Source organism: Mycobacterium sp. ST-F2, assembly GCF_001905655.1.
Classification (GTDB): Bacteria; Actinomycetota; Actinomycetes; order Mycobacteriales; family Mycobacteriaceae; genus Mycobacterium.
Window position 1 is genome coordinate 117,556 of sequence record NZ_JMHT01000057.1, and the last position, 25,427, is coordinate 142,982.

21 protein-coding genes and 1 pseudogene are annotated in these 25,427 nt (G+C 66.7%); 5 read left to right on the forward strand and 17 right to left on the reverse strand.

Going from position 1 to position 25,427, the window contains the following annotated elements; genetic code table 11:
- Nucleotides 1-10 precede the first annotated feature (10 nt).
- Nucleotides 11-646 (reverse strand): TetR/AcrR family transcriptional regulator, encoded by a 636-nt coding sequence (locus tag EB75_RS20085; protein WP_073697027.1) that lies wholly within the window; start codon nt 644-646, stop codon nt 11-13.
- 241 nt (nt 647-887) lie between these two features.
- On the opposite strand from EB75_RS20085, the gene EB75_RS20090 reads away from it, so the two are divergent.
- Complete coding sequence (locus EB75_RS20090) at nt 888-1,256, forward strand: DUF3060 domain-containing protein (protein WP_073697028.1); 369 nt, start codon at nt 888-890, stop codon at nt 1,254-1,256.
- Between the two features lie 47 nt (nt 1,257-1,303).
- Entirely contained in the window at nt 1,304-1,735 is a 432-nt protein-coding gene (locus EB75_RS20095; RefSeq protein ID WP_073697029.1) for a DUF3060 domain-containing protein, read from the forward strand.
- A gap of 3 nt (nt 1,736-1,738) precedes the next feature.
- Here the strand turns inward: EB75_RS20095 and EB75_RS20100 are convergent, their stop codons facing one another.
- From EB75_RS20100 to EB75_RS20135, 8 genes are read right to left on the reverse strand one after another with little or no spacing between them, the layout of a single operon-like run.
- Nucleotides 1,739-2,503 carry a crotonase/enoyl-CoA hydratase family protein gene (locus EB75_RS20100; RefSeq protein WP_073697030.1) on the reverse strand — a complete coding sequence of 255 codons (765 nt, stop codon included), beginning with the start codon at nt 2,501-2,503 and terminating at the stop codon, nt 1,739-1,741.
- On the reverse strand, nt 2,500-3,225 hold the full coding sequence (locus tag EB75_RS20105; RefSeq protein ID WP_073697031.1) for a PaaX family transcriptional regulator C-terminal domain-containing protein: 726 nt from the start codon (nt 3,223-3,225) through the stop codon (nt 2,500-2,502). The genes EB75_RS20100 and EB75_RS20105 overlap by 4 nt, the downstream gene beginning before the upstream one ends.
- A gap of 5 nt (nt 3,226-3,230) precedes the next feature.
- Nucleotides 3,231-4,145, reverse strand: coding sequence for a crotonase/enoyl-CoA hydratase family protein (locus EB75_RS20110; protein ID WP_073697032.1), 915 nt, complete (start codon nt 4,143-4,145; stop codon nt 3,231-3,233).
- 48 nt (nt 4,146-4,193) lie between these two features.
- Nucleotides 4,194-5,843 (reverse strand): acyl-CoA dehydrogenase family protein, encoded by a 1,650-nt coding sequence (locus EB75_RS20115; RefSeq protein WP_073697033.1) that lies wholly within the window; start codon nt 5,841-5,843, stop codon nt 4,194-4,196.
- A 51-nt stretch (nt 5,844-5,894) separates the two neighbouring features.
- Entirely contained in the window at nt 5,895-7,307 is a 1,413-nt protein-coding gene (locus EB75_RS20120) for an amino acid permease (RefSeq protein WP_073697034.1), read from the reverse strand.
- A gap of 31 nt (nt 7,308-7,338) precedes the next feature.
- Nucleotides 7,339-8,088: a deoxyribonuclease IV gene (locus tag EB75_RS20125; protein WP_073697035.1), complete on the reverse strand. Its 750-nt coding sequence runs from the start codon at nt 8,086-8,088 to the stop codon at nt 7,339-7,341.
- Between the two features lie 19 nt (nt 8,089-8,107).
- Nucleotides 8,108-8,857: a sensor domain-containing protein gene (locus tag EB75_RS20130; protein ID WP_083612439.1), complete on the reverse strand. Its 750-nt coding sequence runs from the start codon at nt 8,855-8,857 to the stop codon at nt 8,108-8,110.
- A complete protein-coding gene (locus tag EB75_RS20135; protein ID WP_168176076.1) occupies nt 8,854-9,624 on the reverse strand; it encodes a sensor domain-containing protein in 771 nt (256 codons plus the stop codon). Before EB75_RS20135 ends, EB75_RS20130 begins: the two co-directional genes overlap by 4 nt.
- A 121-nt stretch (nt 9,625-9,745) precedes the next feature.
- On the opposite strand from EB75_RS20135, the pseudogene EB75_RS20140 reads away from it, so the two are divergent.
- From EB75_RS20140 to EB75_RS20150, 3 genes and pseudogenes are all read left to right on the forward strand, one after another.
- Nucleotides 9,746-10,734: pseudogene (locus EB75_RS20140) on the forward strand (type III polyketide synthase).
- 4 nt (nt 10,735-10,738) lie between these two features.
- The gene (locus tag EB75_RS20145; protein ID WP_073697038.1) at nt 10,739-11,248 is read left to right on the forward strand and encodes an isoprenylcysteine carboxyl methyltransferase family protein; all 510 of its coding nucleotides are present in this window, start codon (nt 10,739-10,741) and stop codon (nt 11,246-11,248) included.
- Nucleotides 11,245-12,261 (forward strand): NAD(P)/FAD-dependent oxidoreductase, encoded by a 1,017-nt coding sequence (locus tag EB75_RS20150; protein WP_073697039.1) that lies wholly within the window; start codon nt 11,245-11,247, stop codon nt 12,259-12,261. Before EB75_RS20145 ends, EB75_RS20150 begins: the two co-directional genes overlap by 4 nt.
- A 62-nt stretch (nt 12,262-12,323) precedes the next feature.
- Here the strand turns inward: EB75_RS20150 and EB75_RS20155 are convergent, their stop codons facing one another.
- From EB75_RS20155 to EB75_RS20190, 8 genes are all read right to left on the reverse strand, one after another.
- Nucleotides 12,324-16,280, reverse strand: coding sequence for a DNA-directed RNA polymerase subunit beta' (locus EB75_RS20155; RefSeq protein ID WP_073697040.1), 3,957 nt, complete (start codon nt 16,278-16,280; stop codon nt 12,324-12,326).
- Nucleotides 16,281-16,341: 61 nt separating this feature from the next.
- Nucleotides 16,342-19,827 (reverse strand): DNA-directed RNA polymerase subunit beta, encoded by a 3,486-nt coding sequence (gene rpoB / locus EB75_RS20160; RefSeq protein ID WP_168176077.1) that lies wholly within the window; start codon nt 19,825-19,827, stop codon nt 16,342-16,344.
- Between the two features lie 616 nt (nt 19,828-20,443).
- The gene (locus tag EB75_RS20165) at nt 20,444-21,466 is read right to left on the reverse strand and encodes an ABC transporter ATP-binding protein (RefSeq protein WP_073697067.1); all 1,023 of its coding nucleotides are present in this window, start codon (nt 21,464-21,466) and stop codon (nt 20,444-20,446) included.
- A 258-nt stretch (nt 21,467-21,724) separates the two neighbouring features.
- Nucleotides 21,725-22,111, reverse strand: a complete 387-nt coding sequence (rplL, locus tag EB75_RS20170; RefSeq protein WP_073697042.1) for a 50S ribosomal protein L7/L12 — start codon at nt 22,109-22,111, stop codon at nt 21,725-21,727.
- Between the two features lie 45 nt (nt 22,112-22,156).
- On the reverse strand, nt 22,157-22,687 hold the full coding sequence (gene rplJ / locus EB75_RS20175; RefSeq protein WP_073697043.1) for a 50S ribosomal protein L10: 531 nt from the start codon (nt 22,685-22,687) through the stop codon (nt 22,157-22,159).
- Between the two features lie 303 nt (nt 22,688-22,990).
- Nucleotides 22,991-23,887 (reverse strand): ATP-grasp fold amidoligase family protein, encoded by an 897-nt coding sequence (locus tag EB75_RS20180; protein WP_073697044.1) that lies wholly within the window; start codon nt 23,885-23,887, stop codon nt 22,991-22,993.
- Nucleotides 23,887-24,843, reverse strand: coding sequence for a methionyl-tRNA formyltransferase (locus EB75_RS20185; RefSeq protein ID WP_073697045.1), 957 nt, complete (start codon nt 24,841-24,843; stop codon nt 23,887-23,889). Before EB75_RS20185 ends, EB75_RS20180 begins: the two co-directional genes overlap by 1 nt.
- Nucleotides 24,844-24,971: 128 nt before the next feature.
- Nucleotides 24,972-25,409, reverse strand: a complete 438-nt coding sequence (locus EB75_RS20190) for an anthrone oxygenase family protein (RefSeq protein ID WP_073697068.1) — start codon at nt 25,407-25,409, stop codon at nt 24,972-24,974.
- Between the last annotated feature and the right edge of the window lie 18 nt (nt 25,410-25,427).

A 25,427-nucleotide genomic window follows, 5' to 3' on the forward strand; every position in this document is an offset into this window, starting at 1 on the left:
GAATCCCGGCTCAGTCGCGCTGAGCCATCCCTCGCGCCAATCGGAGCAACATCTCGGTGAACACCACGTCGGTGTCGACGCCGTCCATCACGCCTGTCATCTCCAGCAGCACGAAACCGTGCAACGCCGACCAGAACTCCAGCGCCGCGTAGAACGCGTTCTCGCCGTCCAAGCCGTACGAGGCCAGCACCTCGATGATCGGTCCCGCTGCCGCGTGCGTCGCCGCCGTGTACTCGGGGTCGTCGCCGCCCAGCGGCATCCGGGTGAACGCCGAGTACCGGCCCGGATGGTGATGGGCATAGCTGCGGTAGGCGCTGGCCATCGACATCACCGCGTCGTCCCGGCTGCGCCCCTCACCCACGGTGTTGAGCATGCCGATGATGTCGTCGATGACGCGCATCCGAACCGTTCGGCGCAGGTCATCAAGGCTTTGCACATGGTTGTACAACGACGGGCCCTTGGTGCCCAGCTGGTTGGCCAGCGCGTTGATGGTCAGTGCGTCCCAGCCCTCGCGGTCCAGGAACGTCAGGGCCGCGTTGACGATCGAGTCCCGGCTGAGCTTGGTGGTCCGCGCCGTCGCCCGCGACCGCGCCGGCGCAGCCGGTCGGGTTTCCCCAACCGCTTGCGACTCTGGCCGTGGTGCCATCTGCCCGTTCCTCCGGTGTTCGGTTCTCGGTTCCACCGGCCGCGGCGCGGCCAGCTAACTAATGACTCTAACCTCTAGACGCTGCGGATACGTCGCCATTTGGGCGCAACCTGTAACCGCGTCTCATGGCGAGTCCCACAGAACGGGCGAACCGCCTCCGCAGCACCTACCTCGCAACGTAGGCTCCCAGATACCGAACAACGGTGCACAACATTGCCAGACCAGAACGAAGGGGACCATCGTGAGTCGTAGAGCATGGGGAACCGCATTGGTTGCCGGACTGCTGACGGTCCCGCTCACGGTCGGCGCACCGAACGCCGCTGCGGTCAACGACGACACCCACATCACCGGGCAGGGCATCACCCAGACCCTCGACTGCCACAACGGCACCTTGTTCGTCAACGGAACCGGCAACATCATCACCGCCTTCGGCACCTGCTGGGCGGTGACCGTCCAGGGCTCGCACAACACCGTCATCGCCGACACGGTCGTCAACGACGTCACCGTCTACGGCTTCGATCAGAACGTGATGTTCCACAATGGGGATCCGGCACTGATCGACATCGGACGCCAACTGGGTCTGGGCAACCGGCTGAACAAGATTCCCTGACCGCGTCCGCACCAGGTGCCAGTAACGCCGACACGGAGGGACACCGCATGACCGCCAACCGAATCGCGATCGCGGCGGGCATCGTCGCCACTGCCGCCCTGGTGCTGACCGGCTGCGGATCGCAGGACAGCAAGACCGGTGGCGCGAGTTCGAGCGCTGCAGGCACCGGCGGCACGTCCGCGGCCCCCACCACGGCACAGGTCGAGGTCGGCAACACCATCAACTACAGCGCAGTGGGGACAACGCGCGAAATCGATTGCGCCAACGGCAAATCACTGACTGTCGGCGGTGCCAACAACACACTGACGGTCAAGGGCACCTGCGCGAAGGCCAACATCGGCGGTACCGACAACAAAGTGACCTTCGACAAGGTCGACCAGGAGCTCGACGTCGTCGGCATGCACGCCACCGTCACCTACAAGGACGGGTCGCCGAAGGTCACCAACACCGGGACCGGCAACACCGTCACCAAGGGCTAGCTTTCACGCCTGAGCGCCGTGCCGGCCCGCTCCGCCGGCGAACCGCTGCGCGCCGGCGATCGACTCCTCGGCCACCTGCACCAGACTGGCAAATTCGAATTCCATTGCGGATTCCTCGGATTCACCCCACTGGCGGAGCGCGGACATCCGGTCGGCCCGCAGGCACAACTGCGGCAGCGCGGCCAACTGGTGGGCCAGTTCTTCGGCCTTCTCGCGGGCCTGCCCGTGCGGCACCACCCGATTGGCCAAGCCGATCTGCAGCGCTTCGGCGGCGTCGACGGCGCGGCCGGTGAGGATCAGGTCCATCGCGCGACTGTGCCCGATCAGCCGCGGCAACCGGACCGTGCCGCCGTCGATGAGCGGGACGCCCCAACGCCGGCAGAACACCCCGAACGTCGCATCCTCCTCGACGACCCGCAGGTCGCACCACACCGCGAGCTCCAGTCCCCCGGCGACGGCGTAGCCGCTGACCGCGGCGATGACGGGCTTGGACAACATCATCCGGCTCGGCCCCATGGGCCCGGGCCCCGTCCGGTGCGTCTGGTTCATCTCCGGGGTGCCGAACGCCTTGAGATCGGCTCCGGCGCAGAAGGTTCCGTGATCTCCCCACAGCACCGCGACGGATGCGGAGTCGTCACGGTCGAATTCGTCGAACGCCTGGTAGAGCGCCGCTGCCGTCGGTCCGTTGACGGCGTTGCGGGCTGCGGGCCGGTCGATGATGACGGTCGTCACCGGTCCGTTCTTCTCGACACGCACGGGCTCGGTCATGATGCCTCCATCGGTTCATCGCGCCGCCCGGTCAGTTCGGCGGCGAAGTCTGCGTAGGCCTGCCGCAGCTGCTGTCCGGGCCAGTCGGCCGGGAGCAGTTCTGCGGGCAGGACCGGGTCGGCCAACAGGTGCCGCACGATTGCGGCCGCGGCGACGAAGCGGCCGGGAATGTCTGTCGCCGAGGCGATCTCGTCGAGCAGTTGCTGTGCGGTGGCGATCCAGGAGGGCAGGTCCCACAAGAGCGCGACCAGCCCCGCGGGGTCGTCGTCGCGGCTGGTCAGTACCCGGGCATTCGCCGTGATCTCCTCGGGGAGATCGGTGGCCAGATTGGCCGGGCGCAGCCACAGGCCCTCGCGGAGTTCTCCGAACCGGTTCTGCAGCAGATCGTTTCGCAGGTCGGCCCGCGTGCGCGCATCAGCGCCGATGGTGGTGATGACGACCGTCGTCCAGTCACCATGCCACGGGCGGGTTTTCGGGTCGATGGCGGCATCCTGCCGGCGTTGCCGCGCCAGCAGGCGGTCGGCGAGCCGGTAGCCGTCGGCCGAGCGCACCAGGTCGCCGGCGCTGACCATCCTGGTCAGCGCCACCCGCAGCGTCTGCTCCTTGATGTCGAAATCCGAAGTGAGCCGCACCAACTCGGCCGCGGAAGCCCACGCCGGGTGAGCACCCAGCAGGACGCTCAGCACCACCGACCGCGCGGTCATCCGCTTCAGATCAGCCATGGCCGTCAGACCCCGGAGGCAACCCGGCCCGCATCCCCGAACGGATCATCACGGTGCCGCACCGCCTGCCGGAACCCGTGCTCGACGGCGTCGGCGACGAACGCGTGGCCCTCGGGCGTGTGCCGGGCGATGCCGTCGAACACCGTGCTGACCATCCGGCTGGTCGCGATCCCCTGCTGCAGCAGCGACGTGTTGCACGCGAGCTTCGCCATGATCAGCTGGTTGACGGGCATCGCCGCGATCCGGGCGACAAGCCGCTCGGTGCGCTCCTCCAGGTCCTCGGGCTCCGGGGCCTCGACCGCCAAACCCCACTCGGCGGCCTGCGCCCCGGTGATGCAATCCCCCGTGAACAGCAGGCGTTTCGCGCGCTGGTCACCGAGGCGATGCGCCCACAGCCCGGCGGCGGGCACGCCCCACACCCGCATCGGCGGATAGCCGATCTTGGCGTCGGAGGCCGCGATCACCTGGTCGGCGTGCAGCGCGATGTCCGTGCCGCCGGCCACGCAGTAGCCGTGAATCTTGACCACTGTCGGCTTGTCGCAGTGCATCAGGCTCGAGAAGCCGCGGACGAAGCGACTCATCATCTGATAGTCGATCATCGGGTCCCAGGGCTGGTTCGGCAGGTGGTTGACGGCCTGGGTCTTGCCGTCGAGCACCGTGCCCTGGTGCTCCGCGCCGCCGGCGGCTCCGGTGCCGTCGGCGTACGCGCTCAAATCGAAACCGGCGCAAAAGCCTTCGCCCCGGCCGGACACCAGGATCACGTGCACGTTCGGATCGAGGTCGGCCCGCTCGACGCACGCGGCCAGCTCCAGCGGGGTGTCCGCCACGATCGAGTTGCCCTTTTCCGGACGGTTGAACGTGATCCGGGCGACGCGATCGGTGACCTCGTAGGTCATGGTCTTCAGGCTGTCGAAATCCACAAACTCACCTTTCCGAGAGCTGGGGGCACCCCAGTTCGGCAGTAGAAATCAGCCCTTGACCAGGGCGCGTTCGATGATGGGTGCGAGGTCGAGGCCCGTCGGCAGCGTGCCGAATGCGCCACCCCACTGGCGGTCGAGGCGGCTGACCAGGAACGCCTCGGCCACCGCGGGGTGGCCATGGCGAACCAGCAGCGCGCCCTGCAGGGCCAGCGAGATGTCCTCTGCCACTTTGCGTCCGCGGTATTCGAGCGTCTGCGGATCGGTGAGCTGCGCCTTGAGCGCGTTTACGTGGGCGTCCAGGCGGAGGTCCTGCGCCTGCGCCAATTCGTCGAACAGCACCTCGATGCACTCGGGCTTGGTGGCCATGGCACGCAGCGTGTCGAGCGCGCTGACGTTGCCCGAGCCTTCCCAGATGCCCATCAGCGGCGCCTCGCGGTACAGTCGCGGCATGCCCGATTCCTCGGCATAACCGTTGCCGCCGAAGCACTCCATGGCCTCCGCGGCGTGCGGCGTCGCGCGCTTGCACACCCAGTACTTCGCCGCGGCCAAACCGATTCGGCGGAAGAGGCTTTCGCGCTCGTCACCGCGCACGGCGCGGTCGGTGGCGCCGGCCATGCGCATCGCCAGCATGGTGGCCGCCTCGGCCTCGACGGCCATGTCGGCCAGCACATTGCGCATCAGTGGCTGATCGATCAGGTACGCGCCGAAGGCCTTCCGGTGCTGGGCGTGGTGCACGGCCTGCGTCAGACCGGTGCGCATGCTGGTGGCGCTGCCCAGCGTGCAGTCCAGGCGGGTCAGGTTGACCATCTCGATGATGGTCGGCACGCCGCGGCCTTCTTCACCGACCAGCCAGACCGTCGCACCGTCGTACTCGATCTCGCTGGAGGCGTTGGCGTGATTGCCGAGCTTGTCCTTGAGCCGCTGGATGAACATGCGGTTGCGGGTGCCGTCGGGCAGCACGCGGGGCAGGAAGAAGCACGACAGTCCCCCGGGCGCCTGGGCGAGGACGAGGAACATGTCGCCCATCGGTGCCGACGTAAACCACTTGTGGCCGCGCAGCGAGTAGCTGCCGTCGCCGTTGGGCGTGGCCTGAGTGGTGCCGGCGCGGACGTCGGAGCCGCCCTGCTTCTCGGTCATCGACATGCCGGCGGTGATACCTGCTTTGGTGGCAGGCACTTTCAGGTCGGGGTCGTACACCCGGCTGGTCAGCAGCGGTTCGTAGATCTTCGACAGTTCGGGGTTGAACCGCAGCGCCGGCACGACGGCGTAGGTCATCGAGATCGGGCAGACGTGTCCCGGCTCCGGGGTCCAGGCCGACATCTTCGCCGCGCGGACGACGTGCGCGCCCGGACGGTCGTCGGCCCAGGGTGCGCCGTGCAGGCCGTGCGTCACCGCGGCGTTCATCAGATGGTGGTAGGCGGGGTCGTACTCGACCTCGTCGACGCGGTGCCCGTAGCGGTCGTGCGTGTGCAGGATCGGGACGTTGCGGTCCGCGAGTTCACCCCAGCGCTGCGCTTTGCGACTGCCGCCGAGTTCGCCGACGGCGTGCACCTCGTCGACGCCCCACTCCCCGCCCTCGCGGATCAGCGCCTCGGCGAGCGCCGGGAAGGTCGCGGGGTTGTAGTTCTCGAGCGGCGGAACCTGATTGGTGACGACATGCGTGTCCGCGGACGCGAGGAGCAATGGGCGATCGGTCATGCCTTCAATGTTACATATTTACGACAGTCGCACAAGAACTGTATATAGCCGCTAGTGGCGCGTTACGACCTCGGTGGCGCGATCACCGCGGTGCACGAAGTACCCCAGCGTCACGATGACGAACCAGATGGCACCCACCAGGATCGCGGTCCGTCCGTCGTCGGTGAGGAACAGCAGCACGACCACCAGCGCCAGGAAGCCGAGCGCCAGGAACGTCGTGACAGGCGCCCCGGGCAGTCGGTAATCCGATGCCGGCAACACGCCCTCGGCGACCCGCCGGCGATAGATCAGGTGCGACACCAGGATCGAGCCCCACACGAAGATGATGCCGATGGTCGACACCGAGGTGATGTACGCGAACGCCTTGTCCGGCGACAGGTAATTCACCAGGACGCCGACGCCCATGGTCAGGACCGAGAAGCAGATGGCGAGCATCGGCACGTGCCGGCTGCTCAGCGCCTGCAGGCCGGCGGGTGCATCACCGCGCTGGGCCAGGCTGCGCACCATGCGGCCCGTCGAATAGATCCCCGAGTTGCATGACGACAGCGCCGCCGTCAGCAGGATGAAGTTCACGATGCCCGCGGCCGCCGGAATGTTGAGGTACTGGAACACCGCGACGAACGGGCTCTGCCCGGCGTGGTAATTCCGCCAGCCCTGCACCGACAGGATCACGATCAGCGCGCCGACGTAGAACAGGCCGATGCGGAAGGGCAGCGTGTTGATGGCCTTGCGCAGCGTCACCTTCGGGTTCTCGGCCTCACCCGCGGTGACACCGACCAGCTCGACACCGACGTAGGCGAACACCACGATCTGCAGGCTCAGCAACGCCGAGCTGAAGCCCGTCGGGAAGAAGCCGCCGTCGTTCCACAGGTTCGTCACGCTCGGACCGGTGGCCGGGCCGAATCCGGCGATCGGCAACAGGACCCCGATGCCGATGAGGATCATGCCGATGATCGCGGTGACCTTGATCATCGAGAACCAGAACTCGGCCTCACCGAAGATCTTCACCGAGATCAGGTTCGCCACGAACAGCACCAACAGGACGACCAGCGCCGTCACCCACTGCGGGATGTCGTGCCCCCACGGCCAGTACTGCACGTACTTACCGGCGACGGTGATCTCGGCCATGCAGGTCGTCGCCCACACCGCCCAGTACGTCCAGCCGTTCGCGAACCCGGCGAACCGGCCCATGAACTCCTCGGCGTACTCCGAGATGCTGCCCGACACCGGGCGGTACACCAGCAACTCACCGAGCGCCCGCATGATGACGAACACCGCGAGACCGGCCAGCAGGTAGGCCAGGATCAGCGCCGGGCCGGCCTTCTCGATGGCCCCGCCCGCGCCGTAGAACAGGCCGGTTCCGATGGCCCCGCCGATCGCGATCATCTGCACGGTGCGCGCAGACAGGCCACGTTCATATCCGGCGTCGGGGGTCTCTGCTACCTCAGTGTTGGCGTCTTGCACCCGAAGGGTCTACCACAATTGACTGTGCGGACTAAACGTTCTCGCGGAGGAACGCGATGTCGTCTTTGCGTCCGTCCTCGGACGTCTCGCAGATGACCGGGGCGTCCGCAGCGCGCACCACGGCAGCCAGCAACTGCGGGTCGATTTGCCCCATGCCGAAGTTGGCGTGCCGGTCGGCCCCGGAGCCGGCGGCATCACGGGAGTCGTTGCAGTGCACCAGATCAATGCGGCCCGTGATGGTCTTGATGCGCTCGACGGCGTCGACCAGCGCCTCCCCCGCCGCCCAGGCGTGGCACGTGTCCAGGCAGAACCCGATGCCCTTGTCCCCGATGCGGTCCCACAGCCGGGCGATGGTGTCGAAGTGCCGAGCCATGGCGTGATCGCCGCCCGCGGTGTTCTCCAGGTAGACGGGCACGTCGGTCTTGAGCGCGTCGAGCGCCTTCACCCACCGCTCGAAGCCGGCGTCCATGTCGTTGTCATCGGCGTGCCCGCCGTGCACGATCACGGCCGTCGCGCCGATCGCGCTCGCGGCGTCGCAGGTGTCCTGCAAAATCTTGCGCGACGGGATGCGCACCTTGTTGTTGGCCGACGCGACATTGATCAGGTACGGCGCGTGCACATAGAGAGGTACAGCGGACGCACGTAGCGTCTCGGCGTCCTCGCGGGGCGCGGGCTTCTTCCAGCTCTGCGGGTTGCCCAGGAAGAACTGCACCACATCGGCGCCGTCGGCAGCGGCCGCGGCCAGAGGATCGGTGTTGTCGACGTGCGAACCAATCAGCATGTGTCCCAGCCTACTTCGGTCAGCGTGGAAGCTTGGCGACCATTGCGTTCAGGATCGTCGCATCTTCACCGCTGAGGCTCGGCGCGCAGACGACGTTGTCGAAGACGACGTTGTTCCTGGCGGCCAGGGTTCGTACGCACTGGTAGTTGCCCCCGATGGTGATGGGCAAGGTCAGCGTGTCGGCGGTGGCCTGCAGCGCGTTGTTGTGCTGGGCCGCGGTGCCATCGACCGTCTTGATCGTGACGTCCGAGTTGGCGCATTGCTGCCACACCGGCAGCTGGGCGGCGATCAGGGCACGCGCCGCGGCCGGATCCGGAAAGGTCACCGCACCCGGATAGACCTGGACCAGCGGCTGCTCCGTACTCATGTAATTCGGGTACAGCACACCGGTTGGACTGCTGCCGCCGAACATGACCTGCAGGCTGTTACTGGCGACGACACCGCACTGCGGCGGTGTGAACGTGATGCCCAGTCCAACACCCAGATGCCGCCACGTGGCGATCTTCACCAGCGACGGCGCCTTCGTGATGTTCCGGAGCTCCTCGATCGGCAGCATGACGCGCGGCAGGTCCGCGGGCAGCAGCGTGCCCGGGGCCTGCGCCGGAGCGGTAGCGGTGGCGGCCGGCGCGCTACCCGACGCCACCGGAGCAGCGACGGGACTGCCGTTGACGGACGAGTCGCACCCGGCCAGCAGAGCGGCCGTTGCGGTGATCGCAAAAAACATTGGTGCGCAGCGCTTTTCAGCGCGGGAGGGCATTGGGGCGGTCATGCCGGCACCTTCGCCGCGATCTGGCCCAGTGCCGCCTGCGTGCCCGCGCCTACCGCTGCGGGGTCTTTGCCGCACACCGTCAGGTCGATCACCACGTTGTTGCGTGACGTGATGCCCCGGCCGCAGGAAAAATCGGGCGGGGCGGTCCGGGTGTCGATCAGCGTGTGGAGATCACCGGTCGCGGCTGCGGTGCCGATGGTGAACGTCGAGGGTGCCGGCATGGTCTTCACCTGGACGGATTTGCCGGCGCACGCCTGCCACCCGGCCACCGTCGCGGCGACCATGTCGCGGGCATCCTGCACGGTCTCGTAGAGGATCGCCGACGTGATGACCGTGGCACTGTTCGATCCGTCGCCCGGCGCGTAGTCCTGGGTGCGGACCTTGACGACAGGGCTGTCCGAGTAGGGCTGGATCGCGGCGTCGGCGATGGCGCCCACACAGGACATGTCCGAGACGTAGTCGTCGGGCAGCAGGCTCAACGTGTCGTGGGACTCGGTGGCGCTGAGGTTCGGGATGTTGACGGCGGCACCGGCCTCTGCGGCACTGGGCAGCAATCCTGTCAGCTGTTCCATCTGCACCAACGGCCCGGCCGGCGGCGGTGGAGCCGACGACGTCGGCGGCGGCGGTGTCCCAGTGGTCGTCGGCGCGGCAGTCGATGAGCTGGATGATCCGGCCGGCGCTGGGCTGCCAGAGTCGGACTGGCAGCCGGCACTCGGCACGACGATGACGGCGGCGACCCCGCACGCCAAAATGACCCGTGTTCGCATGAACATTCCCCTCCCCCGGACTCATCCTGGCACAAGCCGTTCCGGGTTCGGCCCAGTTCCGTGACCCACGAAAGGTGAACCCGCGCGGTCTGGATCTCGTGATCTGGGTATAGGAGGGATGATGAGCGTAATCGCAAGTGTCCGTAGCGAACTGCCGCCCCACCGCCACACGCAGGAGCAAATCACCGATGCGCTGCTGGAGCTTCCCGGCTACGCCGAGCACGCGGACGCGATCCGCAAACTGCATCGCAGCGCCAGGGTCGAAACCCGGCACACCGTCCTGCCGCTCGCGGACTATCCGGACCTGACGGACTTCGGCCACGCCAACGATGTCTTCATCGAACACGCCGTGGCCCTCGGCTGCGCCGCGATCCAAGGTGCCCTCGACGACGCCGGCCTGAAACCCGCCGACGTCGACATCATCTACACCACCACCGTCACCGGCGTGGCGGTGCCGACGCTCGACGCCCGGATCGCTGGTCTGATCGGCCTACGCCCCGATGTCCGGCGGGTGCCGCTGTTCGGGCTGGGCTGCGTCGCCGGCGCCGCCGGGTCGGGCGCACCGCGCAGGCCGAGCCGTCGATTGCGACCGTCGTCGGCTCCAGCCTGTTCGGTGACGGAGCCGGTGCCGTCGTCATGGTCGGAGACCGGCGTGCCGCGACCGTCGCCGCCCCTGGTCCGGAGGTGCTCGATTCCCGCAGCCACCTCTACCCCGACTCGGAACGGACGATGGGCTGGGACATCGACTCGGGTGGCTTCCACCTGGTGCTCTCCCCTGACGTACCCAAGGTCATCGAGACCTACCTCGGTGACGACGTCACCAATTTCCTTGCCGCACATGGCCTCGAGACCAGCGACATCACCACGTGGGTCAGCCATCCCGGCGGGCCCAAGGTGATCGAGGCGATCACCGCGACACTCGGCCTGCCCGACGACGCCCTCGAGCTGACGTGGCGGTCCCTTGCCGAGGTCGGCAACCTGTCGTCGGCCTCGGTGCTGCACGTCCTGCACGACACCATCGCCAAGCGTCCACCTCCGGGGAGTCTCGGGCTGATGATGGCGATGGGCCCGGGCTTCTGCTCCGAACTGGTCCTACTGCGGTGGCGCTGAACCCGTGGGCTGGTACCTGGCGCTGATCGCGGCCGTCGCCCTCGAACGGCTCGTCGAGCTCGTCGTGTCCAAGCGCAACCTGGCCTGGTCGCTGGCGCGCGGCGGCACCGAACACGGCTTCGGCCACTACCCGTTCATGGTGGTGCTGCACGTCGGACTGCTGGTGGGGTGCGTGCTCGAACCGCTGCTGCTCGACCGGCCGTTCCTCCCCGCGCTGGGCTGGCCGATGCTGGCGGTGGTCCTGGCGACGCAGGCCCTGCGGTGGTGGTGCATCGTCACGCTCGGGCCGCAGTGGAATACCCGCGTCATCGTCGTCCCGGGAGCCACGCGGGTGGTCGCGGGTCCGTACCGGTGGCTGTCGCATCCCAATTACGTGGCCGTGGTGATCGAGGGATTCGCGCTGCCCCTGGTGCACACCGCGTGGCTGACGGCGGCGCTGTTCACGGTGCTCAACGCGGTGCTCCTGCGCACGCGCCTGCGGGTCGAGAACGCCGCGCTGGCGAGTCTGTCGTGATCGACCTGCTCGTGATCGGCGGCGGTCCGGCGGGGCTCGCCACGTCGCTGTATGCGGCGCATGCCGGCCTGGAAGCGGTCGTCGTCGAGCGACGTACGGGCACGCTCGACAAGGCCTGCGGCGAGGGCCTGATGCCGCATTCCCTCGCCCAGCTCGACCGGCTGGGTGTGGAGGCGCCCGGCCGGACGCTGCGCGGAATCAGCTATCACGCGGGGGCGACACGGGTCGAGGCCGCGTTTCGGAACGGGGTCGGCCGCGGGATCCGCCGGACGACGCTGCACGCCGCGATGAGCAACGCGGCGCGCGCGGCCGGGGTGAAGATCGTCCAGGGTGCGGCCGGTGAGATCAGCCAGGACGCGACCGGCGTGCGGTGCGCCGGGCTGCGGGCCCGCTACCTGGTGGCGGCCGACGGCCTGCACTCGACGATCCGTCGCGACCTCGGGTTGGCGCGGCCCGCCGCGGGCCCGCGCCGCTGGGGTATCCGCCGGCATGTACAGCTGGCGCCGTGGACCGACAACGTCGAGGTGCACTGGAGCCGCGAGGCCGAGGCGTACGTGACGCCCGTGGCTGACGACTGCGTCGGTATCGCGATCCTGTCGGCCGGCCGCGGGGGTTTCGAGGCGAAATTCGCGGCGTTCGACGAGCTGCGGCAGCGCGTCGCGGGACATGACTTCGGGCCCGACCTGGCAGCCGGGCCGCTACGGCAGCAGGCGCGGACCCGGGTAGCGGGCCGGGTGCTGCTGGTCGGCGACGCTGCCGGCTACGTCGACGCATTGACCGGCGAGGGTCTGGGGTTGGCGTTCAGCGCCGCCGAGGCCTTGGTCGACTGCATCGTCCACGCCCGGGTCGAGGACTACGACCGCAGGTGGCGCACGTTGACCCGTCGCTACCGGCTGCTGACCGAGGTTCTGGTCCGAGCCGGGGCCGTCCCCGCCATCAGGTCCCGCATCGTCCCGGCCGCCGCAGCCTTGCCGCGCCAGTTCTCCGCGGCGGTGAACCTGCTGGCCAATTGATGCCGAGCAGGCGCACGGCAACAAAAAAGCCCCCGCCGAAGCGGGGGCTTTCTTGTGACCAGCTAGCGGTAGTCGCTGTAGCCGTAGTCATCCAGCGGCACGGCAGCACCGGTGGCCTGACCGAAGTCCGGGCTGTAGTACTGATCCTCGTAGGACGGGATCGTGTACGCCGCAGCGCGGGCTTCCTCGGTCGGCTGAACCTGGATGTTGCGGTACCGGTTGATACCCGTACCAGCCGGGATCAACTTACCGATGATCACGTTCTCCTTCAGACCCTGCAGCTTGTCGCTACGGCAGTTGATGGCCGCATCGGTCAGCACGCGAGTGGTCTCCTGGAACGACGCCGCCGACAGCCACGAGTCCGTGGCCAGCGATGCCTTCGTGATACCCATCAGCACCGGACGTCCGGCCGCGGGCTCGCCGCCCTCGGCCACGACGCGACGGTTCTCGGTCTCGAACTCGCTGCGCTCGGTCAGCGAACCGGGCAGGAACTCCGTCGAGCCCGAGTCGATGATGGTCACGCGACGCAGCATCTGCCGGACGATGACCTCGATGTGCTTGTCGTGGATCGACACACCCTGAGCGCGGTAGACCTCCTGGACCTCCTTGACGAGGTGAATCTGCACCTCGCGGGGGCCCTGGACGCGGAGCACCTCGTGGGGGTTCGCCGAACCCTCCATGAGCTGCTGGCCGACCTCGACGTGGTCACCATCGGCCAACAGGCGCTCGGTGCCGTCGTCGTGCTTGAAGACGCGCAGGCGACGGTTACGACGCGGCAGCTTGTCGTAGACGACTTCCTCGCCACCATCGTCGGGAACGATGGTGATCTTGTAGAACTTGTCGTCCTCTTCCAGCTGCACCCGGCCGGCCACGTCGGCGATCGGAGCGACGTTGCGGGGCACGCGGGCCTCGAACAGCTCCTGAACCCGCGGCAGACCACCGACGATGTCGGCGCCACCGGTAACACCACCCTGGTGGAAGGTACGCATCGTCAGCTGAGTACCGGGCTCACCGATGGACTGGGCGGCGACGATGCCGACGGCCTCGCCGATGTCGACCAGCTTGCCGGTGGCCATGCTGCGGCCGTAGCACTTGGCGCAGACGCCGGTGCCGGTGGCACAGGTCAGCACCGAGCGCACCTTGACCGTCGCGATACCCGCGGCCAGCAGTGCCTCGATCGCCGGGTCACCGAGATCGTGGCCGCGCTCGACGACGACGTTGCCGTTCGCATCGACCGCGTCCGTGGCGAGGGTCCGCGCGTACGCGGAGGTCTCGACATGGGCGTCGCGCACCAGCGAACCGTCGGCCTGGACCTCGGCCAGGGTGACGATGACGCCGCGCTCCGTCTCACAGTCGGTCTCGCGGACGATGACGTCCTGCGACACGTCGACCAGACGACGGGTCAGGTAGCCCGAGTCGGCGGTACGCAGAGCGGTATCGGCCAGACCCTTACGAGCACCGTGGGTGTTGATGAAGTACTCCAACACCGTCAGGCCCTCGCGGAAGGACGACTTGATGGGCCGCGGGATGAACTCACCCTTCGGGTTCGTCACCAGACCCTTCATGCCGGCCAGGGTGCGGGTCTGCGTGAGGTTACCCGTGGCGCCCGACTTCACGATCGTGATGATCGGGTTGTCCGCCGGGTAGTAGTCCTCCAGCGCCTTACCGACCTCTTCCGTGGCCTGCTGCCAGATCTTGACCAGCGACTCGTTGCGCTCGTCGTGGTTCAGACCGCCGCGCTGGTACTTCTTCTCGATCGCGTCGGCCTGGCCCTCGTAGCGCTCCAGGATCTCCTGCTTCTGCGGCGGCACCAGAACGTCGGCCATGGAGACCGTCACGCCCGAGCGGGTGGCCCAGTGGAAGCCGGCGTCCTTCAGCTTGTCGACGGTCTGCGCCACGACGATCATCGGGTAGCGCTCGGCGAGATCGTTGATGATCGCCGCCTGGACCTTCTTGTGCATCTGCTTGTCGACGAACGGGTAGCCCTTCGGCAGCAGCTCGTTGAAGAGCACGCGGCCCAGGGTGGTCTCCGCGGTCCACGCGTCGCCCGGCTTCCAGCCGTTCTCGAACAGCTGGGCCTCGATCTCGGCCGGCGGGCGCAGGTGCGTCAACCGGACCTTGATCTTCGCGCGCACCGACAGCGCACCGCGGTCCATGGCCATGATGGCCTCGGCCGGGCTGCTGTAGACGCCCTGCTCGGCGCTGTCCTTGGTGGCCGCCACGAATTCGCCGGTGTCACCGTCGATCTGGGTGGTCAGGAAGAACAGACCGGTCACCATGTCCAGACGCGGCATGGCGAGCGGACGGCCCGAGGCCGGCGACAGGATGTTGTTCGACGACAGCATCAGGATGCGCGCCTCAGCCTGCGCCTCCGCGGACAGCGGGAGGTGCACGGCCATCTGGTCACCGTCGAAGTCGGCGTTGAACGCCTCACACACCAGCGGGTGCAGCTGGATGGCCTTGCCTTCCACCAGCTGCGGCTCGAAGGCCTGGATACCCAGGCGGTGCAGCGTAGGTGCACGGTTCAGCAGCACCGGGTGCTCGGCGATGACCTCTTCGAGGACATCCCACACCTGGGGACGCTGACGCTCGACCATGCGCTTGGCGCTCTTGATGTTCTGCGCGTGGTTCAGGTCGACCAGACGCTTCATCACGAACGGCTTGAACAGCTCGAGGGCCATGAGCTTCGGCAGACCACACTGGTGCAGCTTGAGCTGCGGGCCGACCACGATGACCGAACGGCCCGAGTAGTCGACGCGCTTACCCAGCAGGTTCTGACGGAAGCGGCCCTGCTTGCCCTTGAGCAGGTCGGACAGCGACTTGAGCGGACGGTTGCCCGGACCGGTGACCGGCCGGCCACGACGGCCGTTGTCGAACAGCGCGTCCACAGACTCCTGCAGCATGCGCTTCTCGTTGTTGACGATGATCTCGGGCGCACCGAGGTCGATCAGTCGCTTCAACCGGTTGTTGCGGTTGATGACGCGGCGGTACAGGTCGTTCAGGTCGGAGGTCGCGAAGCGGCCACCGTCCAGCTGAACCATCGGGCGCAGCTCCGGCGGGATCACCGGAACGGCGTCGAGCACCATGCCCATGGGCGAGTTGCCGGACTGCTGGAACGCCGCGACGACCTTCAGACGCTTGAGGGCGCGCAGCTTCTTCTGGCCCTTGCCGTTCTTGATGGTGTCGCGCAGCGACTCGGCCTCGGCGTCGATGTCGAAGGTCTCGATGAGCTTCTTGATCGACTCGGCACCCATGGCGCCGGTGAAGTACTCGCCGTAGCGGTCCTGCAGCTCGCGGTACAGCACCTCGTCGACGATGAGCTGCTTCGGGGCCAGCTTGGTGAAGGTGGTCCAGATCTCGTCGAGCCGGTCCAGCTCACGCTGGGCCCGGTCGCGGAGCTGACGCATCTCGCGCTCGCCACCGTCGCGCACCTTGCGGCGGACGTCGGACTTGGCGCCTTCCTTCTCCAGCTCGGCCAGGTCCTGCTCGAGCTTCTGCGCGCGCTCGGCCAGGTCCAGATCACGCTGGTCTTCGACAGCCTTCTTCTCGACGACCATCTCGGCCTCGAGCGTGGACAGCTCGTTGTGCCGCATCTCGGTGTCGACCGAGGTGATGACGTACGCCGCGAAGTAGATGATCTTTTCCAGATCCTTCGGGGCCAGGTCCAGCAGGTAGCCCAAGCGCGACGGAACGCCCTTGAAGTACCAGATGTGGGTGACCGGAGCGGCCAGCTCGATGTGGCCCATGCGCTCACGACGCACCTTGGCGCGAGTCACCTCGACGCCACAGCGCTCGCAGACGATGCCCTTGAAGCGGACGCGCTTGTACTTACCGCAGTAGCACTCCCAGTCGCGAGTCGGTCCGAAGATCTTCTCGCAGAACAGGCCGTCCTTTTCGGGCTTGAGCGTGCGGTAGTTGATGGTCTCAGGCTTCTTGACCTCGCCGAAAGACCAGTTACGGATGTCCTCCGCGGTGGCCAGGCCGATGCGGAGTTCATCGAAGAAGTTGACGTCTAGCACGTAACTCCCTTTCCCCTTGCGGGTGTATGAATCAGAAAAAGCTGACTACTTGCGGATGGACTTAGGCGAGGTCTTCGACCGACGCGGACTCGTTGCGCGACAGGTTGATACCCAGGTTCGCGGCGGTGCGCTCCAGGTCCTCGTCGTCGCTGTCGCGCATCTCGATCGCGGCGCCGTCGGAAGACAGCACCTCGACGTTGAGGCACAGCGACTGGAGTTCCTTGAGCAGAACCTTGAACGACTCCGGGATACCCGGCTCGGGAATGTTCTCGCCCTTGACGATCGCCTCGTAGACCTTCACGCGACCGACGGTGTCGTCGGACTTGATGGTCAGCAGCTCCTGCAGCGTGTACGCCGCACCGTAGGCCTGCATGGCCCAGCACTCCATCTCACCGAACCGCTGGCCACCGAACTGCGCCTTACCACCGAGCGGCTGCTGGGTGATCATCGAGTACGGGCCGGTCGAACGCGCGTGAATCTTGTCGTCGACCAAGTGGTGCAGCTTCAGGATGTACATGTAGCCGACCGTGACCGGGTACGGGAACGGCTCGCCCGAACGACCGTCGAACAGCGTGGCCTTGCCGTCGGCGTCGACCATGACGTCGCCGTCGCGGTTCGGCAGCGTCGAGCCCAGCAGGCCCTGCAGCTCGTTCTCGCGGGCACCGTCGAACACCGGGGTGGCGACGATGCTGTCGCGCGGCGCGCTGTGCATGCCTTCGGGCAGGTTCGCTGCCCACTCCGGCTCGCCCTCGATGTTCCAGCCGGCCTTGGCGACCCACCCGAGGTGGGTTTCCAGGATCTGGCCGATGTTCATACGACGCGGCACACCGTGCGTGTTCAGGATGATGTCCACCGGGGTGCCATCAGGCATGAACGGCATGTCCTCGATCGGCAGGATCTTGCCGATGACGCCCTTGTTGCCGTGGCGGCCGGCGAGCTTGTCACCGTCGGAGATCTTGCGCTTCTGGGCCACGTAGACGCGGACCAGCTCGTTGACACCGGCGGGCAGATCGTCGTCGTCCTCGCGCGAGAACACGCGGACGCCGATGACCTTGCCGGACTCACCGTGCGGCACCTTCAGCGAGGTGTCGCGGACCTCACGGGCCTTCTCACCGAAGATGGCACGCAGCAGGCGCTCTTCCGGGGTCAGCTCGGTCTCACCCTTCGGGGTGACCTTGCCGACCAGGATGTCGCCGTCGCGGACCTCGGCGCCGATGCGGACGATGCCGCGCTCGTCGAGGTCAGCCAGCACCTCATCGGAGACGTTCGGGATGTCCCGGGTGATCTCCTCGGCGCCCAGCTTGGTGTCACGGGCATCGATCTCGTGCTCCTCGATGTGGATGGACGTCAGCACGTCCTGCTCCACCAGGCGCTGCGAGAGGATGATGGCGTCCTCGTAGTTGTGGCCTTCCCACGGCATGACCGCCACGAGCAGGTTCTTACCGAGGGCCATCTCACCGTTCTCGGTGCAGGGGCCGTCGGCGATGACCTGGCCGGCCTCGACACGCTGACCCGAGTCCACGATCGGGCGCTGGTTGGCGCAGGTGCCGTGGTTCGAGCGGTTGAACTTGCGCATCCGGTAGGTGTGCCGCGAGCCGTCGTCAGCCATGACGGTGACGTAGTCGGCGGAGACCTCTTCGATGACACCCGACTTGTCGGCGACGACGACGTCACCGGCGTCGATGGCGGCACGCAGCTCCATGCCGGTACCGACCAGCGGGGCCTCGCTGCGCACCAGCGGAACCGCCTGACGCTGCATGTTCGCACCCATGAGGGCGCGGTTGGCGTCGTCGTGCTCCAGGAACGGGATCATCGCGGTCGCGACCGACACCATCTGGCGCGGCGAGACGTCCATGTAGTCGACGTCGTTCGCCGAGACGAACTCGACCTCGCCGCCCTTACGACGGACGAGGATCTTCTCCTCGGTGAAGTGACCGTTCTCGTCCAGCGGCGAGTTGGCCTGCGCCACGACGTGGCGGTCCTCCTCGTCGGCGGTCAGGTAGTCGATCTGATCGGTGACGATGCCGTCGACGACCTTGCGGTACGGGGTCTCGATGAAGCCGAACGGGTTCACCCGCGCGTACACCGACAGCGAGCCGATCAGACCGATGTTCGGGCCTTCAGGGGTCTCGATGGGGCACATACGGCCGTAGTGCGACGAGTGGACGTCGCGGACCTCGAGGCCGGCGCGCTCACGGGACAGACCACCGGGGCCCAGCGCCGACAGACGACGCTTGTGGGTCAGACCCGACAGCGGGTTGTTCTGGTCCATGAACTGCGACAGCTGGCTGGTGCCGAAGAACTCCTTGATCGCCGCCACGACGGGACGGATGTTGATCAGGGTCTGCGGGGTGATCGCCTCGACGTCCTGCGTGGTCATGCGCTCGCGGACGACGCGCTCCATGCGCGACAGGCCGACCCGGATCTGGTTCTGGATCAGCTCGCCCACGGTACGCAGACGACGGTTGCCGAAGTGGTCGATGTCGTCGACCTCGACGGGCACCTCGACACCGCCGGGGGCGGTCATCTTGGTGTCACCGTCGTGCAGGCGCACCAGGTACTCGATGGTGGCGACGATGTCCTCTTCGGTCAGCGTCGTCGCGGTCACCTGAGCCGGGTTGCCGTCGTGCAGACCCAGCTTCTTGTTGACCTTGTACCGGCCCACCCGGGCCAGGTCGTAACGCTTCTCCTTGAAGAACAAGTTCTCCAGCAGGGTCTGCGCCGACTCCTTGGTCGGGGGCTCGCCCGGGCGCAGCTTCCGGTAGATGTCCAGCAGCGCCTCGTCGGGACCGGCGGTCGGGTCCTTCTCGAGGGTGCCCATCATGATCTCGGAGAAGCCGAAGCGCTCGCGGATCTGCTCGTTGGTCCAGCCGAGCGCCTTCAGCAGCACGGTGACAGGCTGGCGACGCTTGCGGTCGATGCGGACACCGACGGTGTCGCGCTTGTCGACGTCGAACTCCAGCCACGCACCGCGGCCCGGGATGACCTTGACGCTGTGCAGCGTCTTCTCGGTGGCCTTGTCGATGGACTCGTCGAAGTACACACCGGGCGAACGGACGAGCTGCGACACGACGACGCGCTCGGTGCCGTTGATGATGAAGGTGCCCTTTTCGGTCATCATCGGGAAGTCACCCATGAAGACCGTCTGGCTCTTGATCTCGCCGGTGGTGTTGTTGATGAACTCAGCCGTGACGAACAGCGGGGCCGCGTACGTCTGGTCCTTTTCCTTGCACTCGTCGACCGGAGCCTTGACCTCGTCGAAACGCGGGTCGGAGAAGCTCAGCGACAGGGTGCCGGCGAAGTCCTCGATCGGCGACAGCTCGGCGAGGACCTCTTCGAGGCCTCCGACCGGGTTGATGTCGCCGCGATCGACTGCCTTCGAGCGCCAGCGGTCCGAGCCGATCAGCCACTCGAAGGAATCCGTCTGAACGTCGAGGAGGCCCGGAACCTCAAGCGGTTCGCGCAGCTTGGCGAACGAGACTCGGTTCGGCGCTCCTGGGACGGAGTTGTTGGAATCTACTGACTTGCTCTCGCGAGAGACTGCCAAGATGCGTCCTTCCAGCACCTGATGCGACCATTTCGGTGCCGGTCGAAACCGGTCCGAATTGCCGCGCTATCTGCGTGGGTCCGGCTGGCGTTCTCACAGTCCGGGCCTTACAAGACACAGGGCACGCGTCTAGATCACTGAGCAACGCTCAGGCTAGAAGGTGTCAGGTGCGGGTGAGGTGGGCAGGATGCAGCCAGCGCAACGTCCAACATTAGCGTAGGACGGCGTATTCCTCAACCACGGCATGCGGAATCAAGGGTTTGATCGGTTGACGCTGGCTGGCGTCCGTCACCCTCGAATACATGCTGCCCAACAGATTGGCCCGTTTGCGGGCGTCAGTCAAGGGTTGCCACGGTGTTTGGTGTGGAGTTTTACCGGCAAATCGCGAACCGGGGCGCTCTCATCGTGACGCAGCAGGCCGCGCGGCGCCACCCGCACGCCGTCGCCGACGGACGCGCCGTGACCAAGATCACCGGCCGCCCGCCCTTTCGCAACGCCTCCACGGCGCACTCAGCACCCGCTGAGCGCAGATTTCGCAGTCCGTGTGCATGCCCCCGCCGAAACAAATCGCGCCCGGGCTGACTCAGCCCGGGCGCGATTCTCGACGTTCTGCGGATCAGGCCCGCGGAATCTGTGCGGTCACCGGGTCGTCGGCGTTGCCGTTCTTGTTGAGGTCCTCGAGGATGGCGGCCTGCGCGGCGGGCGGCAGGGTGTGCAGGATCGACCGCACCCGAGCCTGACGACGAGCCACCGCCTGGCGCACGGGCATACCCGGGGTGACGGCGATCTGCGGCGGCACACCCTCGATCTCCTCGACACCACCATCGGAGTGACCGGCGTCGATCGCGGCCTGCTCGGCGGCAGCGGTCGCGGCGTCCTTCTCCTCGGACATACCGATGGGGCCGATACGACGACCGTTGAGGAACTGCTTGACCGCCGGCTCCTCACTGGTCAACAGCACCTCACGGGGGCCGAACATGACCAGGTGCTTGCGGTAGAGCATGCCGATGTTGTCCGGCACCGTACGCACGATGTTGATGTTGTGGGTAACGATCAGCACCGTCGCGTCGATCTGGGCGTTGATGTCGATCAACAACTGCGACAGGTAGGCCGTACGCACGGGGTCCAGACCCGAGTCCGGCTCATCGACCAGGATGATCTTCGGGTCCAACACCAATGCCCGCGCCAGGCCGGCACGCTTGCGCATACCACCAGAGATCTCGCCCGGGAACTTATGCCCGTCATTGGGCATACCCACAATGTCGAGCTTCTCCATCACGATCTTGCGGATCTCCGACTCGGACTTCTTGGTGTGCTCACGCAGCGGGAACGCCGTGTTGTCGTAGATATTCATCGAACCGAACAGCGCGCCGTCCTGGAACAGCACACCGAACAGGGTCCGGATCTCGTACAGCTCCTTGGCCGAGCACTCGATGATGTTAGTGCCGTCGATGACGATCGACCCCCGCTCAGGACGCAGCAAACCGATCAGCGACTTCAGGAACACCGACTTACCGGTACCGGACGGGCCCAGCATGACGCTGACCTCGCCGGCGGGGATGGTCAAAGTGACGTCTTCCCAGATCTTCGACGACCCGAAGGACTTGCTCAGTCCTGTTACGTCGATTTGGACGCCCATGTGAGATCCCTTCCGCCAGCGCTCGCGCGCCATCTGCTGCCCTGCCTGTGGCTTGAGTCACTGTAGCGCATCGTTCGCGAGCTGATGCACCTTGTTCCAACTATCGGACCGCCCGCCGAAAAGTCACTCTGATGGATGCGGAGCCAACTACCCCATCGTCCCCCAAATGGTCAGAGATGCCCCGATTTATACCCCTGAAAAGCGAAATCCCCCGGAGTCCGCAAGGGACTCCGGGGGAAAACGTCAGTTCTGGCGAACTTACTTGACGGACACCGAAGCGCCGGCGGCCTCGAGCTTGGCCTTGGCGTCGTCGGCGGCCTCCTTCGAGACCTTCTCCAGCAGCGGCTTGGGGGCGCCGTCGACCAGGTCCTTGGCTTCCTTCAGGCCCAGGCCGGAAACGATCTCGCGGACGACCTTGATGACGCCGATCTTCTTGTCGCCGGCACCCTCGAGGATGACGTCGAACTCGGACTGCTCTTCGCCGGCCTCAGCGGCGGCGGGAGCGGCACCGACGGCGGCAACGGCGACCGGAGCGGCGGCGGTGACGTCGAAGGTCTCCTCGAACTGCTTCACGAACTCCGAGAGCTCCAGCAGGGTCATTTCCTTGAACGCGTCGAGCAGTTCTTCGGTGGACAGCTTGGCCATGTGAATGGTCCTTCCTTAGTTCTTTTTTGGTGGTTGTGGGGTGGGTCAGGCAGCCGAGTCTTCGGCGGCCTTCTTGTCCTGCAGAGCGGCCGCCAGGCGGGCAATCTGAGACGCGGGCGCAACGAACAGCGCCGCGGTCTGGGACTGCTTGGCCTTCATGGCGCCGGCCAGCTTGGACAGCAGCACCTCGCGCGACTCGAGGTCGGCGATCTTCTCGACCTGGGCCACGGACAGCGCAGCGCCGTCCATGTAGCCGCCCTTGATGACGAGCTGCTTGTGATCCTTCGCGAACTTCTTGAGTGCCTTCGCGGCATCGACCGGCTCGCCGGTGATGAACGCGATGGCGGTCGGACCTGCGAACAGGTCGTCGAGGCCTTCGATCCCGGCCTCCGAGGCAGCGCGCTTGACCAGGGTGTTCTTGGCGACGGTGTAGGTCGCGGAAGCACCAAGGGAGCGACGCAGCTCGGCGAGATTGGCAACCGTCAGACCGCGGTACTCGGTCACGACAGTGGCCGTCGAGGCCTTGAACTGTTCGGCGATGTCAGCGACCGCAGTGGCTTTATCAGCCGTGGCCATACATGCCTCCTTGTGGTGTATTCATCGGCCCACTGGAGACTGCCGGAGATTCGGCTTCGATCGAGGTCGGAAATGCAAAGCGCCCCGACACAGAAAGGTCGGGGCGCGCAGAAACAAAATCTCTGAAAACCTCGTCCTCCTGCGTGGGCCGCCCGGAAAATCCGGAACCTTCAACCGATTGCCGAGCTACTTACTCTTCGCGCAAGCGGCTCATCGGTGACCGACGGTCTTCGGTGGAACTGGATCAGAGTAGCCGATGGCCTGCCGATCAGCCAAAACGGCTCGAAACGCCGGTGCCGCGGGCTAGGGCTGCCCGCGGCGAACCTCGTCCGGGGTCGGCAGCTGCCACTGCCGGCCCTGCTCGAGGTCGAAGCTCATCGGCTGGTACCGCAGCATGCCGGTACCGGGGTAGGGCGTGTACTCACCGAACCACACGTCGCCGTCGACGGCGTAGAGGTCGATGCGGATGAAATCCCAGTCGGCGCCCAGGATGCTCGCGATCTCCAGCATCTTGTCCAGCTCGACGGGCCGTTCCTCGGGCGCGACCGGGTGAATGCGCCAGCGCACCGGCAGCTGACGCCAGTCGGCGTCCAGAAAGGTGGTGGTCTGCTTGTTTCCGAACCGGCCGCGGTTCACCTGGATCAGCTCGACGCGGCCGTCGAAGACGAAGAATTTGTAGTCGACGGGCGCTTCGCCGTCCGGGGTCGGGATGCGTTCCTCGAGCAGCAGCAACGGACGGGCTTCGCTGTAGCCCCACTCCCCGAGTTCCAGCGGCGTCCGCTCGAACCAGCGCGCGGTCCGCTTGCGGAGGGTCTGCAGGCCGGTCTGCGGATCCGGCCCGAACAGCGCGTGCCCGCTGCTGTGATTCGGTTTGAGGACCCACGGCGGCAGCGTCGTGAGATCAGGGGCGTCCCGCAGGTCGGTGCCCGACCAGTAGGTGGCGGGGATGCGCAGGTTCGCGCCCGGGTAGGCCGCCCGGGCCATCTCCTTCATCCACATCTTGTCGCAGGCCTTGACGATCCGGTCCCGCCGATCGTTGAAGATCCGCCAGTTGACCTTCTCGTTGAAGGTGGTCGGCGCGGCGAAGTTGCCCCACCGCCGGATCATGAAGAGGTAGAGCACCTTCCTCATCATCAGCAGCGGCATCAACGCGACCAGGCGGCGACGCACCGTCGCCGCCGCCCACGTGCTCGGCGACATCACATCGCTCCGGCGAGTTCGGCCTCACCGGTCAGGTAGCCGCCACGGCGGAAGAACACGTCGCCCGCGTGTTCGGTGCCGTCGGCCGCGCGGACCCGGGTGATCACGAGCGCACGGTTCTGGCCGCGGTGCGCACTGGGTCCGCACACGACCGCGCCGCCGCCCTCCTGCGCGATCACGCGGCCCGGCGACCCGCCGTAACGGATTTCGGAGACCTTGGACTCCAGCACTTCGATCCGCTCCCCGCGATAGAAGGTGAACGCGGGTGGGTAGGGCACCGACAGTGCACGGACCAGGCGCTCCAGGTCCTCGGCGGGCCAGCTCCAGTCGATCAGGCTGTCGCGCTCGGAGCGCTTGTGGAAGTAGGTCCGCTCGGACTTCGCCTGCGGCCGCCATTGCGCGGTGCCGGTTTCCAGCGCGGTGAGTGCCTCGTCGAGGGCGCTCGGGATCAGGCCGATGCCGCGCATCACCAGCTCGGTGCCGGTGTCGGCCGGGCCGATGGCCAGCGAGCGCTGGACCAGGATGTCGCCGGCGTCGAGTTCGGCGTTCATGCGGTGGATGGTCAGGCCGATCTCCGGTTCACCGCTGATCAGCGACCACAGCACCGGGGAGAAACCGGTGTTCTTCGGCAGCAGGGAGTCGTGCATGTTCAGTGTGCCGAACGGCGGCAGGTCGTACAGCTCGTCCGTCATCCGCGTGTACCAGCTGTTGACGACGATGACGTCGGGCTCGGAGCGCTTGACCAGATCGATGGTCTCGTGGTCGGCCCGCATGGTCAGGTGGACCGGGATGTCGTGCGCCTGGGCGAGTTCCTCGACCAAGTCCGAAAAGATCGCCTTGTACGAATCCGTGCTGGTCGGATGCGTGACCACCATGGGTACCTCGTGCCCCAGGTCGATCAGCGCCTGCAGCGTCTTGACCCCCCACGTCTGGAAACCGAAGAAGACGACGCGCATGCCTGTACCTCACTAAGTCCGATCCTGCAGTCGATCGGCACGATGTTCGCCAACCGTTCATCAAGATCAACTTAGCTAAGTCTTGCCTAACTTGGGGGTCTACGTTCCCGACCGACGGCCCATCGCGGTCACCTCGGCAGTGCGACCAGGACGAACGCCGCAAGCAGCACCGTGACCCGCAGCCAGTGCAACCGATCCCAGCGCTGGGCCAGCGCGCGATTCGTCGGCACCTCGTCGGGACCGGCACCCGCCCACGCCGCGACCCGGTGGTTGATCGGGACCAGCGTGGTCAGCGTCAGGACCATCACCACCCCCATGAGCGCGACGGCGGCGACAGATAGGAACGACGGAGCGAGGACGGCATCGGCGATCAGCAGCGCGGCTGCGGCGGCGTACCAGAACGGCATCACCGTCCCGAGGATTCGACTGCCGGTCGCGCGGGCCTGGCGGTAGGCGGCGTCGGGCAGCTGTTCCAGGATCGGATTGGTGAACGCGGCGACGCCGAACTCGACTCCGACGAGTGTGCCGACGACGATCACGGTGACAATCTGGGCAATGGGCTCCATGGCATCGAGCCTGGTCAC

Coding starts and splice junctions, on each gene's coding strand:
- EB75_RS20085 (WP_073697027.1), bottom strand. CDS start 646: ATGGCACCACGGCCAGAGTCGCAAGCGGTTGGGGAAACCCGACCGGCT.
- EB75_RS20095 (WP_073697029.1), top strand. CDS start 1,304: ATGACCGCCAACCGAATCGCGATCGCGGCGGGCATCGTCGCCACTGCC.
- EB75_RS20100 (WP_073697030.1), bottom strand. CDS start 2,503: ATGACCGAGCCCGTGCGTGTCGAGAAGAACGGACCGGTGACGACCGTC.
- EB75_RS20105 (WP_073697031.1), bottom strand. CDS start 3,225: ATGGCTGATCTGAAGCGGATGACCGCGCGGTCGGTGGTGCTGAGCGTC.
- EB75_RS20115 (WP_073697033.1), bottom strand. CDS start 5,843: ATGACCGATCGCCCATTGCTCCTCGCGTCCGCGGACACGCATGTCGTC.
- EB75_RS20125 (WP_073697035.1), bottom strand. CDS start 8,088: ATGCTGATTGGTTCGCACGTCGACAACACCGATCCTCTGGCCGCGGCC.
- EB75_RS20130 (WP_083612439.1), bottom strand. CDS start 8,857: ATGACCGCCCCAATGCCCTCCCGCGCTGAAAAGCGCTGCGCACCAATG.
- EB75_RS20135 (WP_168176076.1), bottom strand. CDS start 9,624: ATGCGAACACGGGTCATTTTGGCGTGCGGGGTCGCCGCCGTCATCGTC.
- EB75_RS20165 (WP_073697067.1), bottom strand. CDS start 21,466: ATGGGCGTCCAAATCGACGTAACAGGACTGAGCAAGTCCTTCGGGTCG.
- rplL (WP_073697042.1), bottom strand. CDS start 22,111: ATGGCCAAGCTGTCCACCGAAGAACTGCTCGACGCGTTCAAGGAAATG.
- rplJ (WP_073697043.1), bottom strand. CDS start 22,687: ATGGCCACGGCTGATAAAGCCACTGCGGTCGCTGACATCGCCGAACAG.
- EB75_RS20180 (WP_073697044.1), bottom strand. CDS start 23,887: ATGTCGCCGAGCACGTGGGCGGCGGCGACGGTGCGTCGCCGCCTGGTC.
- EB75_RS20185 (WP_073697045.1), bottom strand. CDS start 24,843: ATGCGCGTCGTCTTCTTCGGTTTCCAGACGTGGGGGGTCAAGACGCTG.
- EB75_RS20190 (WP_073697068.1), bottom strand. CDS start 25,409: ATGGAGCCCATTGCCCAGATTGTCACCGTGATCGTCGTCGGCACACTC.